The sequence below is a fragment of the Paenibacillus sp. FSL H8-0048 genome, from assembly GCF_038002825.1.
In the GTDB taxonomy this organism is placed as follows: domain Bacteria; phylum Bacillota; class Bacilli; order Paenibacillales; family Paenibacillaceae; genus Paenibacillus_AQ.
Genome location: NZ_JBBODF010000001.1, coordinates 784,662 through 799,756, shown reverse-complemented (window position 1 = coordinate 799,756; position 15,095 = coordinate 784,662). Strand labels below are relative to the sequence as shown.

The window sequence follows — 15,095 nt, the reverse complement described above, 5'->3', positions numbered from 1 at the left end:
GATGAACACAGCTACAAGCATTATTTTGGCCGGTGTAGGCGGAAAAGGTGTCATTACTGTAACCAATGTGTTGTCACAGGGACTGGTGGCACTCGGGTATGACGTTAAGGTCTCCGAGGTGCACGGCATGTCGCAAAGAGGCGGAAGCGTGCATGCACAGGTCAGGTTCGGCGACAAAATATATTCCCCGCTGATTGAGATGGGTACTGCGGACTATATCGTCGGCTTCGACCAGATTGAAGCCCTGCGCTGGGGAAGCTTTCTGAAGAAGGACGGGCGGATGCTCGTGAATCTTGCGGAGTTGAATGAGGATATTTACAAGGGGAAATACGATGACAGCTTCAGCCGCTACATGCATGTCTCTTTTGTTGAAGGACGGGCCATCGCCAAGGAAACGGGAAATGTGCGGAATGAGAATTTTGTCATGCTGGGCGCGCTCCTGCAGCTGCTCGGATTCGAATTCGCCGCCTGGAAGAGCACGATGGAGAAGTATATCAAGAAGCAATACCAAGAGGACAGCATTCTCGCCCTGCTGAGAGGGATGAGGGACCAGGCTGCTATGGAAGAAAAGGAGACTGTGTATGAGCTCTAAGGCTTCGGCAAGCAGGCTTAAGCCCCGCGGAGGGGCAGCGGGACCGGATGTGGCTATCGTCGGCATCGGCTGCAGGTTTCCGGATGCCGGTCACTACACCCGTTACTGGGATAACATGGTGAACCATGTGAATTCTATCCGCCCCATCAGTCTTGAACGCTGGGAGAACGGAAGATACGGGCTGAAGAAGGGTGCGGAGCTAGGCTGGGACAATGAGCAAATCGTGAAATTCAGTGCTCCGCTGCAGGGAATAGATAGATTCGATCATACCTTTTTTAACCTGTCGCCCAGAGAGGTAACCAGCATGGACCCACAGCAGCGCATTCTGCTGGAGGAGACCTGGCACTGCCTTGAAGATTCGGGCATTCCGCTGGAGTCGCTTCAGCAGGAAGGGACCTCGGTCTATGTCGGCGTAACCGGCAATGATTATGCGCTTCTCGCCCTGTCCGGCGGCGAACAGGTGGATCATTACGCAGGTCTGGGCAACTTCGAGTGCATTGCGGCGAACCGTATCTCCCATTATCTGGGTCTAACTGGAGAGAGCCTCTCCCTGGATACCGCCTGCTCCTCCTCACTGGTTGCGGTGCATAAGGCAAGACAGAACCTCCAGTCGGGCGAAGCGAAATACGCTATCGCAGCTGGAGTGTGCCTCGCTTACCATCCTTGGCGGTATGTGAGCTTCTCCAAGTCGAATATGATGAGCCGGGACGGGCAATGCAAGGCTTTTGACGAGAATGCAGACGGATTCGTGCAGGGGGAGGGCGTTGGTGTTCTGCTGCTGCAGAAGCTGGAGGATGCGATCCGGGACGGCAACCATATCTATGGTGTCATCCGGGGCAGTGCCGTGAACCACTGTGGTCCGTCGCAGACGATCGCCGCACCAAGCATGACCGCACAGAAGCAAGTGATTGAAGCAGCCCTGCGTCAATCCGGAGTCGATGCTTCAACAGTCAATTATATCGAAGCACATGGTACCGGTACCGCTCTTGGCGATCCAATTGAGGTTGAAGCGCTGACACAGGTATTCAGACAGTACACCGAACAGAATCAGTTCTGCACCATCGGCTCTGTCAAGACGAATATCGGCCATCTGGCAAGTGCCGCCGGGATGGCCGGAATCATCCGGGTGCTGCTGATGATGAAGCATAAGACGATTCCTAAGCTGCTTAATCTGACCCGGCTGAATCCGCTGCTGGACTGGGAGCATACTCCGTTCAAGGTGGCAACGGATAATACCGGCTGGGTGCAAGTAGATGCACAGACTCCACTGCGGGCAGGCATAAGCGGTTTTGGCTTCGGGGGAGTCAATGCCCATGTCATTCTGGAAGCCTATGAGCCGCCGAAGCCCGCCAGGGTAAGCAAGGAACCGGCTCCGGGGCCGCAGATCTTCGCCCTGTCTGCCTTGAATTCCGGCAGTCTGAACGAGGGGATCTCCGCCTGGAAGTCGTACTTGAACGCTGCGGAGATCAACGGGTCTGCCATCGGCGGTCTATGCAGAACGCTGCTGGCAGGCAGACGGCATTGCCGGGAATACAGAATCGGCGCGGTTGTAAGAAACAAGGAGGAGCTGGCAGAATTCCTTGAGGGGGCTGCAACCAGCGCTGAACGGTTAGAGCCGGGCTGCAAGGCATGGTCGGTTCAATTCACCAATGTGATTTATAAAGGGTACCCGGAGATTAAAAGCATCCTGCAAGAACCGTATATCCGCCGGACTTTTGAAGAGGTTATCGCTGAGATTGCGCTGACTGAAGGGCTGTCCTCTGTCCGCAGCGGCATCACAGTTGCCAAATGGAGCAAGGAGAAGCTGGCTGCACACTCCTTCATAGTGAATTATACACTCGCTAAGGTGCTGACCGGCCTCGGGGCCGAGATTGCTGCCGTGAGCGGCGAACAGCAAGGAACGCTGCTCGCTATGGCCGTCTGCGGCATGATAACACCCGCTCAGGCATACAGCATTCTTAGCGGCAGGACCACGTTTGAAGAGACTGTCCTGAGAAGCCCGGAACGGACGTTCATTGATCCGGTTCATCATGTGAAGCTTCAGCCCGTGAACATCAGCACTTCATATATTGCTGACCTGCGCAGTATGCGTATCGGCGAAGCTGATGCGGCAGCGTTCAGGCACTATGTGGAGAAGGCCCGGATTCTGAGCCGGACCCAGTTCACTTACAAGAAGTACTTACGGGACTGGGATCAGGTTCCGGCCCTACAAGAGGCGGGGCTGACTGTAGACTCCATACTCAATCAGGAAGAGCTGCTGGTTGCCGGAAATGATAGCCCGGAGGCGGGGTGGCAGTGCGTTCTGCTGCTGTTGATCACCTACGGCTCGCTGCTGAAGCTGAATCAGAAATGGGACTTGTCGGAGCGGATCACTCTAAGGGATGAACGTCTGAATGAATGGGTTCAGCTTGTCCTGGGAGAGGTGATTTCCAAGGAAATGGCAGTGCGGCTGTTAGCTTCTCCCGAAGCGGAAGCAGCCGGGGTTATTGAAGCGGTGCGGGAACAGCTGAATGCACGGCAGAGTCCATTAAGCTTGAACAGGGCTTACACACATCTGCATGAAGCGAACACTCTGCTGCCGGAAATCGCTGACATGGCGGGCTGGAAGCATCAGCTGCAGGAACACAGCGACGGACAGAGTATTCTGCAGACCGAGATGATCCGGCTGTCAGCGTCAGACAAGGACTCTGAAGTATATTCACTGTCGATCCAGAATGACGGAATCTCCGGGTTCCAAGAGATCCTGCTTCAGTTATGGCTGGCCGGGGCAGATCTGGACTGGAGCCGGTTGTATCCCGGGGGAAGCTTCAGGAAGCAGCCGTTGCCCGGATATGCTTTTAACCGTTCTAGACACTGGATGCCTGCTCCGCCGCCTGCTGCGGTTCCGGGCCATCCGATGCTTGATCTGGCGAAGTCCAGTCCAAGGCAGCTGCTGTTCGTGAAGACACTTCAGGCGAGCGATTTCTACGTTGGTGAGCATGTTGTCGATGGACGGGTGATTCTGCCGGGAGTAGCTTATCTGGAGATGGTCAGAGCCGCTGGTGAGCTGGCTTTCGGTGATCAGGTGCATGCCATTAAGGATGTACTGTGGGTGAACCGGCTGGAAGTGGCCGATACGCGGGATGTCTCCATTCAGCTTACCCGGGATTCAGGGTATTTGAGGTTCCAGGTGTATACCGGGGATATGGACCATCCGGTGATTCATTGTACGGGTAAGCTCTATGCGGCCAAACCGCAGCAGGCGGTACCGCGCAGATTCATGCTTGACGAGATACGGGCAAGGGGCGGAGCCATTGTAGGGAAGGATTTCTGTTACAACGAAGTATTCGCCGGATTCATCGGCTTTCAGTATGGGCCAAGCTTTCAGGCAACGGCTGAAGCGCTCTGCGGTGACAGGGAATCCTTGGAAAAGCTTGAGCTGCCGCCGCATCTGCAGCCCGGCTTCAACGACTACCTGCTGCACCCGTCTCTCTTAGATGCGGCGCTGCGGGCCGTAACCTGGATCGGCGGAGCTGAGGCTTACAAACAGCTCAAACTACATATTCCTTTTGCGCTAGGGGAAGTGATCATTCACGGCAGGCTCACACCAAGCTGCTATTCCTATGCAGAGATTGTTCCTGAGACAGCGGATAAGGCAGCAGGCATGAAGCGGTTCAATATCTATATTCTGAATGAGCAGGGTGAAGTGCTGGTGGAAGCCAGAGACTTCACGATCCGGGCTATTCCGGGCAACTCTCCGCTGAATCCGGCAAGCCGCATTCAATTGTATACCGAACGCTGGCAGAATGCTGAGATCCCCGCTCATTCCGGGCATTCTCCTGTGATGACAAATGTGCTCTATCTGACCCGTGACCACGGAAGGAGGCATCTGCTCGCAGACGCCTTCAACCAAGGGCAAGCGGCACCGGACCACATCATCAGTGTGACTCAGGCGACGGATTACAGCACTTCAGACGAGGTGGCAGAGTTCACCATCCGGCCCGGATGTGAAGCGGATATTCACAAGCTGCTGGGCGGGCTGCTGTCGAGGGGTATAAGAATTGACGCAGTTATAGATGAATGGGACGGGGCACAGACAGGGCTCCTTACCGGTTACTACACGATTCTGTACCTGTTCAAGACGGTTACATTGCTCTACAAAGACCATCCGGTCCGCTATCTGCTGGGTGCAGTCTGTGGAGGCCAGCCGGAAGCGGGGATGCTGCAAGGGTTGTCCAAAGCATTACAGTCCATTAACCGCAGCTTCAATCCGTCCGTGATGTACTGCAGTACCGTTGAAGAAATTCCATTCTATGCGGCGCAGGAGCTGCTCTATCCGCAGCGGTCTTCTTATATAGAAGTCGCCTATACTGGCAGTGCCCGGACCAGTCTTGCTATTCTGCCGCTGGCATCCTTACCGGAGGCTGCATTCAGCGGGTTCCGCAGACATGGAACTTACCTCATTACCGGCGGCATGGGCAAGCTGGGACTTGCGGTGGCCGAATATGTCCTCCGGCATTACGAGGCCAATCTGGTGCTGACCGGAAGAGCCGCGCTGGACGCTTCAAGAAGCGCTGAGCTGCAGCGGCTGCAGCAGTGTCCGGGGCAGGTCATCTATCTGCCCGGCGATATCGCGCAGCGGGATACTGCCATACAGATTGTTGCGCAGGCCAAAGAGGTGTTTCATTCTATGGATGGCATCGTTCACTGTGCCGGAGTACTGGGTGAAATGGCGCTGATGGAGACCACTCCGGAACAGATGGCGGAGGTGCTCCTGCCCAAGATTCAAGGAGCCTTGAATCTGGATGAAGCTACACGGCAGGAGAAGCTGGATTTCTTCGTCCTGTTCTCCTCTCTTTCATCCATTATCGGTGATTTCGGCAGGGGAGCCTATGCCGCAGCCAACAGCTATCTGGACCGGTTCGCCGTGCTGCGCGCGGAGCAGGTTAAGGCAGGATATCGCTCGGGAGCTTCACTGTCGGTCAATTGGCCTGTGTGGAATGAAGGCGCGATGCAGTTGACCGGAGAAGAAGCTGTGCAGTACAGCCGCCAGGCCGGAATGGGTCAGCTGGACACCCGGGCAGGTCTTGAGCTGCTGGAGCAGCTGATCCGCACAGGGGAATCACGCATCATCGTAGCCTGCGGGGAAGCGCAGCAATTGAACCGGGTGCTGGGCACAGCGGCTGAGAAGGCGGGAGAGGAGCAGGTGCTGAGTGCTTCCGTTAAGGCTGCCGGAAAGCGTCCGCAGCTTCAACCTGGTGCTGCCGGGACTGTGCTGGTAGAGGCAGCAGTTCAGCAATATTTAAAAAAAGTCGTGTCTCAGGCAACCGGAGTTCCGGCAGTGCAGATTGAGGCGGACGGCAATTTCTCCAAATACGGCATCGATTCCATCATGATCATGGAGCTGAATGGAATTCTCGATAAGGACTTCTCTGATCTGCCCAGCACCTTGTTCTTTGAATACAGCTCGATCGCGGGCCTGACCGGCTTCTTCATGGAGCATCATGCCGGATTCTTTCAGCAGTCAGCTGGAGAAGCGGAACGGGAGATGGCTACGGGGGATGGAGAGCTATTGAACGGGCCGGCACCGCAGATCATTGCAGATCAAGCGGCAAGTGAAGTGTTCCATGCCCCCCTGTATGCAGCTCATCCCGCTGATCCCCGGTTCCGGGCTGCGGAAGCAGCTGGCGGAGACATTGCGATAATCGGCTTAAGCGGACAGTATCCGATGGCGGAGACGCTGGAGGAATTCTGGGAGGTGCTGTGCCGGGGACAAGACTGTGTCACCGAGATTCCGCCGGAGCGCTGGGATTACCGTAAGGATTACCACCCGGAGAAGGGGAAGCAGGGCAAGGTCTATACCAAATGGGGAGCGTTCATGAAGGATGTGGAAATGTTCGATGCCGGATTCTTCCATATCTCCCCGAGGGAAGCGGAGCTGATGGACCCGCAGGAGCGGCTCATGCTCCAGACCGCGTACCACACGCTGGAGGATGCCGGAGCGGCGCCGGATACACTCTCCGGGAAGAAGGTTGGCGTATTCATTGGCGTGATGAACTCCCATTATCAGCTCCTTGGCGCGGAAGCATACACTAACGGCCGGCTGGTGGATGTGCGTTCATCGTTCGCGTCCATTGCCAACCGGATCTCCTATCATTTCAACTTCAAGGGGCCGAGTCTGGCGGTGGATACGATGTGCTCCTCAGCACTGGTAGCCCTGCATATGGCCTGTGAGAGTATCCGGCACGGCGAGAGCGAGCTGGCGGTAGTCGGGAGTGTCAATACCATTGTGCATCCGGCAAAATACATCTTCCTGGCCGATCAGCGCTTCGGCTCCACGGAAGGCAAGTGCAGGGCATTCGGCCAGGGTGGAGACGGTTATGTTCCCGGCGAGGGCGTAGGCGCAGTCCTGCTGAAGCCGCTGGCGGCGGCGCTCAGGGACGGGGACTCGATCTATGGCCTGATCAAAGGAACGGCGGTGAATCACGGCGGCAAGGTCAGCTCATATACAGTGCCTAACCCGAACGCCCAAGCCGAGCTGATCGAAGAGGCGCTGATGAAGTCGGGCGTGCACCCCAGACAGATCAGTTATATTGAAGCCCATGGCACCGGTACGGCGCTGGGAGATCCTATTGAGGTGGCCGGCTTAACGAAAGCCTTCAAGAAATCCACTTCGGATACCCAGTTCTGCGCCCTGGGTTCCGTCAAGAGCAATATCGGCCATCTGGAATCGGCTGCCGGTATGGCTTCCTTGACCAAGGTACTGCTGCAAATGAAGTATAAACAGCTGGTTCCCTCTATTCTGGCCGAGCAGCTTAACGAGAATATCGATTTCGCAAGAACGCCGTTCTTCGTGCAGCGCTCGCTTGAGCGGTGGGAACCGCTGGCGGAGGAGACGCCGGAAGGGATGAAGCTCCAGCCGCTAAGGGCTGGCATCAGCTCCTTCGGGGCAGGCGGCACGAACGCTCATATGATCATCGAGCAATATGTGCCGGAAGTCATTCCTGCTGCGCAGCAGGGAGAGCAGTTAATCCTGCTGTCCGCCAAGAGCAGGGAGAAGCTGCGGGAACAGGCCAGACAGCTTGCTGCATTCATTGCCCGGCAGCGGAAGGGTGGCTGTGTTACTTCGGGCACTGGAGAATATATTGCCGCCAGAGTGCAGGCTGTTCAGGAGCAATGTCTGAATATGGTGGCTGAGGTGCTTGGCATGAATCCCGGACAGATCGACTTCGATGAAGACTTGGCCGGACTGTGTACGGATGCTGTGCATCAGGTCAGATTAGCCGGTGCGATTAAGGATTTACTTCATGACCCTGCCGCTCAGCACGCACCGTGGACCAACTGGTCCCTGCGGGAGCTGATGGCCGAGATAAGCCGGAGCCTTAGCGGCGAATTATCCGGCGGACGGGCGGATACGGGTGAGTATACACTGCGGCTGGAGGATGTCGCCTATACGCTGCAAGCGGGACGGGAAGCTTTTGACGAGCGGGTGGCTATTGTAGTGCGTAATCTCAGTGAGCTTGAGGGCCTATTGAGCCGCTTCGCTGACGGAGAGCATAATCTGCCGGATGTCTACACAGCCAGCCTGGACCCTCAGCGCGATATCGCGGCTATCCTGTTCCAGAACGGGCCCGGGCACGAGTTCATCCGCAGCGCCATTACCCATAGACAATTGCCGCAGCTTGCCCAGCTCTGGCTGCTGAAGGCGAAGATTGACTGGAAGCTCCTGCATGATGAGCCGAGCTGTGCAAGGGTGATTCCGCTGCCTAATTATATTTTTGACAAGCAAAGATACTGGATCGGCAATAGCTTCTCAGCAGCCCAAGCCGCAGGCCCTTCCGAAGCCAGCCGTTTCGTCATTGAACCGCCGCAGATCTCTGGTGATCCCCGCCGGATGAAACGCTCCCGTCCAGTGTCGCCGGTAGTACCGGCTGAAGCTGAACAGCCCAGTGCGTCTAGTGCCTATGAGGTGAAGCAATGTCTGGAACAGACACTGGAGGAAGTCATTTATAGGGAAGCGGGGACTATCAACCCCGACCTTCCATTCTCGGAGCTGGGTGTGAACTCTGTGCTGACGCTGGAGCTGGTGGACAAGCTGAATGACAGACTTGGCCTGAGCCTGCACTCCAATGATCTGTTCAACTACAATACGCTGCGGCTGCTGACTGCCCATATTCTTAATATGCCAGGTCACACGGCAGTCCTGTCCGGGGATGCTGAACCGGCGGCGGATGATCCGGTTGATCTGAATGAACTTGAACTTCTATTGGAGGGAAGATAAGCGCCTATGTTAAGCAGAACGTATACAGCTGACCCTTCGCCAAGTCAAGGGAATGTTCGCCGGGAGGACATCGCCATTATCGGAATCTCCGGCAGATTCTCCGGCGCGGAGAATGTAGAGGAGTATTGGAACAACCTGATTGAGGAATCGGACTGCGTGCAGGAAGCACCTGCTGAACGCAGGGAGCTCTCCAAGCTAAGCCCGGAGCAGAAGACGCATATCCGTTACGGAGGATTCATCCCCGGGGCGGATCAGTTCGATCCGTTGTTCTTCCGCCTCTCGCCGAAGGAGGCAGAGCATATGGACCCCAGGCAGCGGTTGTTCCTGGAAGAATCCTGGAAGGCCATAGAGGACGCGGGATATTCGCTGGAGGAGATGTCAGGAAGCAAATGCGGCATATTCGTTGGCCTTCAGCAGGGGGAGTACCTGGAACGGTTCGCCGGTGAGCCGAACGAGTATGTTCCTACCGGCAACAGCCTGTCGGTCATTCCGGCGAGGATATCCTATCTGCTGAATCTAAAGGGGCCAAGCATCGCCCTTGATACCGCCTGCTCCTCCTCTCTGGTGGCATTGTCGCTTGCTTGTGAGAGCCTGCACAGCGGCGGGAGCGATCTGGCCATTGCCGGAGGCGTGCAGATTATGCTCGAACCCTGGATCTATATGTCACTGGGCAAGCTGGGGATGCTGAACACCGACGGTATCTGTAAGCCGTTTGCCGAGGAGGCAGACGGTATTGGACTGGGCGAAGGCGCCGGGGCAGTGTTGCTCAAGAGGTATGCAGATGCCAGGCGGGACGGAGACCATATCTATGGCATTATCGCAGGTATCGGGGTGAATCAGGACGGCAAAACCAATGGCATCACCGCTCCGAACGGCCTCTCACAGACAGCCTTGGAACGGGAGATTTACCAGAAATACCAGATCAACCCGGAGCATATCACCTACGTGGAGGCGCATGGCACAGGTACCCGCCTGGGTGATCCGATTGAAGTCGCCGCCCTTACCGAGAGCTTTCAAACCTTCACGGACCGGAAGCAATACTGTCATCTGGGTTCAGTCAAAGGCAACATAGGACATACCTTGTCCGCTTCAGGGATTGCAGGGCTGATCAAGGTGCTGCTGAGCCTGAAGCACGGAAGAATCCCTGCCACTCTCCATACTGGCACGGAGAACAAGCTGATCGATTTCCAAAACAGCCCGTTCTACGTAGGCAAGCAGACAGAGGAGTGGCGCCGGGAAGAAGGGCGCCCGAGGATGGCGGCGGTCAGCTCTTTTGGAATGAGCGGCACCAATGCCCATGTGGTTATTGCCGAGTATATCGAAGACATCCTTAGCGGGACAGACGGAGAGCAGGACGGCAGCATTCTTCTGTTCCCCTTGTCTGCCCAAAGTGACCGTGCGCTGGAGGCCAAGGCCCGGGATCTGCTGGACGCACTGCGCAACGATCCAAGCTTAACGGAACTGGCCAACGTATCTTATACGCTGCTGGCAGGCAGAGATCATTACGCATACCGCAGCATGTTCGTCGCTTCAAGCAGAAAGGAGCTTGTCCTGGAGCTGGAGGCGTACCTGCTCAGGCAGCCTGGCTCCGGCTGGTACAGCGGCGGCGGATCGGGCAGCAGCACAGAGGTGAATCCTGCGCTCAAGGCTAAGATGGAGCGGTTGCTGATACAATTTCATCAGGACCGGCTCCCTCCGCAGGAGCGGGCAAAGGCAGCTCAATTAATCGCCAATTATTACATTAAAGGCTATGCTATTAGCTTCATAAGCCTGCCCCTGCCAAGGAGCTTCCGCAGAGTATCGCTGCCAGGCTATCCCTTCGACTATATGCGCTGCTGGATTGATGCAGAGGAGGAGAAGGCAAGGACTGTCCAGAGCGGAGGTGCCGCAAGCCCCATTACTGTGGATATGGGACTGCTCCATCCGCTGGTACACCGCAATATATCCACAGTTCAGGGAATCTGCTTCATCAGTGAGCCGAGGGCAGCCAGGCAAGCCATGCCCGGCAAGACGGTATACGGGACGGCAGTCTTCAGCGAAGCTGTACTGCTCGCTATGGGCGTACAGGCTGCTGTTCTTGGAGGCAGCACATCGGAGATTACGGCTCTGGAGCGGGTGCAATTCTCCCATCCGGTTGCCGGCAGGCAGCCGGGTAAGCTGCATATCCGGCTCCAGAACGAAGAGGGCTCCCTCAGGTTCGCTGTTCTGTGTGAAGGAGCAGAGCAGGATATTCTGGCAGCAGGCACAGCCAGAACAGACCTGATCCCTTCGCTGGAGGAACGGGCAATCGTGGACATCTGCAAGCTCCAGCAGGAAGCGGCGCAGGTGCGGACCGGGGAGGATGTCTACCGTATATTGGAGAACCAAGGCATGGCTTATGAAGATCAGGCCCTGGTCATTACCTGTATGTACAGCAGCTTAAGCGGACAGCTGGTAGAGATCTCCCAAGCGGCGTTAGAGCAGGCGGACGATAGTCTGTCAGCCCGGCTGACCGAAGCTGTGCTGCAAAGTCTGAACGCGGACATGATCGCTTGCGGCGGCACGGCCGCAGCCGTCTATGAAATCGGTGAAATCCGGCTGGTGTCACCGGCAGCCTCAGCCAGATTTCTCTATTTTCAATCTGGAGGAATAGGCAACAGTCACAATAACAGCGGGCTTCATTATGACGTTCATGTGCTGAATGAGTACGGTGAAGAAGTGTTGCTCTATAAGGACATTCACATGGTTCCGCTCCGGACTGACGGGATTATCTACGGGGGGCAATATGGATTGCTGAAGAAGGAATGGGTTAAGTCAGAGCGGATTCAGCAACAGCAAAAACGGCTGGACGGTCAATATCTTGTGATCATCAACGAAGAGATGGACGAAGCCGCACTGGCAGCGGTGAAGGCTGCACTTGATCCGCCGCTGATCCTGTGTGACGGAATACGGCAGCAAGCCCGTGACTCTGTACTGGATGTTGATTTCACTGATACCGCAGGCACTCAGCCATTTATTGATGCTCTGCTTGGCATGAAGCTGACCCTTCACGGAATCATCGATTTCTCAGATCTTCATGTCCGGCCGAAGTCTTGCTCCAAGCAGAGCTACGGCAAAATCATGCTGTTGCAGACCCTAGTCAAGCAGGCGGGCAAGAATTTCCGGATCATACATTTAACCGGCGGTGTTCAGGGCCCCGGAGGCACGCATACACTGGCGGGTGCTGATGTTGCCGGTCTAATCCGCACCATCGGTGCCGAGTACAGGCAGATTACCGCCCGTACAGTGGATATCGGAGCCGAGGCCATGGATATTCAGGCTCAGCTTCAAATGGTGCAGGCAGAATTATGCCAGGAATCCGCAGTAGCGGAGGCAGCTTACAAGGACGGCTGCCGCCATGAGCCGGTACTAGCCGTCCTGAAGCAGGAGAATAAATGGATTGGCCGAAGACCGGACAACCGGCTATCGCTGGACCCGGAGAAGGTCTATGTCATTACCGGGGGGACGCGGGGAATCGGAGCCGAGTTGGCCCGTCTGCTGGTCAGAAAAGGGGCGCGGAAGCTGGTGCTAATGGGAATCCAGGCGTATCCTGCACGGGCAGAGTGGTCCGGAATCTTGTCTGACGCGGGTCACAGCCCCGGGAATCAAGCGCGGATCAAGCGGATCATGGAGCTGGAAGCGTCCGGTGCCTGCATTGACATCTACTCCGGATCGTTGACCGATACCACGCGGCTCCAGTCCTTTATGGGGAATATCCGTCAGCAACGGGGAGAAATAGGCGGCGTGATCCACTGCGCTGGCTCAAGCCTGAATGAGCATCCGGCTTTTGTTCATAAAAGCATCAGCGAGATTAAGCAGGTATTCGAGCCAAAGGTGGAAGCGATGTCTTCCCTCCAGCAGGTGTTCGCCGGGGATGAACTGGAATTCTTCGTTCTGTTCTCCTCCATTTCAGCCTTGGCCCCACTGCTGGCTGCGGGTCTTAGTGATTACAGTGCCGCCAACTATTATCTGGACCTGTATGCACATTACCAGCACACCCTGGGCAACACGCATTATCAGTCGATTCTCTGGCCGAGCTGGTCGGAGGTAGGGATGCTGGCGGACTCAGGGTTCCTGCTCAGTCCGCTCTATACAGAAACTGGCCTCACCGCACACAGTCTGGCCGACGGTCTCTCCATGCTGGAGGATATCCTCTGCGGCAAGGAGGAGCCAAGCGTCATTCCGGCCATTCTCAACATGGACCTGTATAGACCGGAATTATGGCTAAGGACGAGCGCGGAGCGGTCCAGGGCGGGAGCTTCACCGAAGACATCCCAGCCGGATCAGACGGGCAGCTCCGGCACTGCGGCTCCAGGAATCCCGAATATAGCGGTTCCCTTAGCGGAACTGCAGCAGGCATCCAATCTGATACTGGATCTGTTCTGCACAGAGCTGAAGCTGCCGAGGGAACGTATACGTGAGGATGTACCTTTTGCCGAGATTGGCGTAGATTCCATTCTGTTGATTGAAGTCATTAAGAAGCTGGACATTGTCTTCAAGACCCGTATAGATCCTGCGCTGTTCTTCGAGCTTAGGGATATACGTGCACTGGCGGAGCATCTCTGCCCGAACCGTGCCGAGCTTGCAGAGAAACCGGAACACCTTGATCACGGCGGACAGCCGGGACGCGAAGAGCAGCTCTTACAGACTGGTAATGAGATTAGATTCGCCGGGCAGTACAGCCGGGTACCGGAATTCCGAACCTCCCGCAGCCATGAAGGCAAGGCAATAATACAGAGCACGCACCTGTTGCCGGACGATATGCACGCTTCCCCGGGGAATGCGGATGAGCGGATTGCCGTCATTGGCATGGGCTGTCATTTTCCGGGAGCGGGCGGCAAGGAGGCCTTCTGGAATAACCTGCGGGAAGGGATAGACAGTATTACCGAGGTTCCGGCCAGCCGCTGGGACAAGGATGAATGGTATGCCCCGCAGCATGCCGCAGGAAAAAGCATCAGCAAATGGGGAGGCTTCCTGGAGGATATCGAGAGCTTTGACGGCGGATATTTCGGGATTAAGGAGAATATGGAGCAGATCAGCCCGCTGATGCGGCAGTGTCTGGAGGTAACGGCAGAGACCCTGCTGGATGCAGGGTATGAGCAGGCGGAAATCAGCGGGAAAAAGGTCGGTGTATTCATCGGTGCCCATCCCGGCTCCTATCCCGGCTGGGTGCAGGAGATTAATAAGAATACGATCATCGGCATCGGGCAGAACTTCATTGCGGCCTATGCCTCGCATTTCTTCAATCTCAAGGGTCCCAGCTTCACAGTGGACAGCGCCTGCTCTTCCTCGCTCCTGAGTCTGCATCTGGCCTGCCAGAGCATCCGGTTGGGTGAATCGGAGATGGCGGTAGCGGGAGGAGTTGACCTGCTGCTCGATGAGCGCCCTCACCTCGTGTTCAGTGCCTCCAGAGCGATGTCGCCGGACGGCAAATGCCATACCTTCGATGAGGAGGCGAACGGCATTGTGCCCGGGGAAGGCTGCGGGATGGTACTGCTCAAGCCGCTTAACCGGGCCCTTGCCGACGGAGACAGCATCTATGCGGTAATCGAAGCTTCGGCAGCGGGCAATGACGGACGGACCATGGGAGTGACTACTCCAAGCATGCAGGGACAGGAGGAGGTTATCGCTGAAGCCATCCGGCGTGCCGGGATCGACCCGGGGACAATTGGTTATGTGGAGACCCATGGCACAGGGACGATGATTGGCGATCCGATTGAGCTGAAGGCCCTGACTTCCGTATTCAAAAAATACACCGCTGCCACCGGCTACTGCGGGGTAGGCAGCGTGAAGACCAATATCGGCCATTGCCTTAGTGCGGCGGGCATAGCCAGCTTCATCAAGACCGTACTCTGTGTACATCACAAGATGCTTGTACCCACGCTGAATTGCAGCCGGCCGAATCCGCGCTTTGACTTTGCGCATTCGCCTTTTTATCCGGTGCTTGCAGCTTCAGCCTGGGACAATCACGGACAGAAACGCCGGGCAGCCGTCAGTTCCTTCGGCTTCGGCGGCACCAATGTGCACATGATTATCGGGGAATGCGGGGAGGCTGCACGAAGTGGCTATATCCCCCGCAGGCAGCCGTTGCCGGTGGCGGTGTTCGACAAGCAAAGGGCTTGGGTGGACCGCAGGCAACAGGCGCGAGAGCAGACTCAGGAGGAGCTGGACCAGCTGTCCTTCCTGCAATTCATTGAAGAGTGAGCTTGAATACGGAAGAGCGGA

General features: G+C 56.4%; 3 protein-coding genes. All 3 read left to right on the top strand.

Annotation, left to right across the window (positions count from 1 at the left end; translation table 11 throughout):
• Position 1 precedes the first annotated feature (1 nt).
• From NSU18_RS03500 to NSU18_RS03490, 3 genes are read left to right on the top strand one after another with little or no spacing between them, the layout of a single operon-like run.
• A complete protein-coding gene (locus tag NSU18_RS03500) occupies positions 2-592 on the top strand; it encodes an indolepyruvate oxidoreductase subunit beta (protein ID WP_341148232.1) in 591 nt (196 codons plus the stop codon).
• On the top strand, positions 582-8,852 hold the full coding sequence (locus NSU18_RS03495; protein WP_341148231.1) for an SDR family NAD(P)-dependent oxidoreductase: 8,271 nt from the start codon (positions 582-584) through the stop codon (positions 8,850-8,852). The genes NSU18_RS03500 and NSU18_RS03495 overlap by 11 nt, the downstream gene beginning before the upstream one ends.
• 6 nt (positions 8,853-8,858) lie before the next feature.
• A complete protein-coding gene (locus tag NSU18_RS03490) occupies positions 8,859-15,074 on the top strand; it encodes a beta-ketoacyl synthase N-terminal-like domain-containing protein (protein ID WP_341148230.1) in 6,216 nt (2,071 codons plus the stop codon).
• The last annotated feature ends 21 nt before the right edge of the window (positions 15,075-15,095 follow it).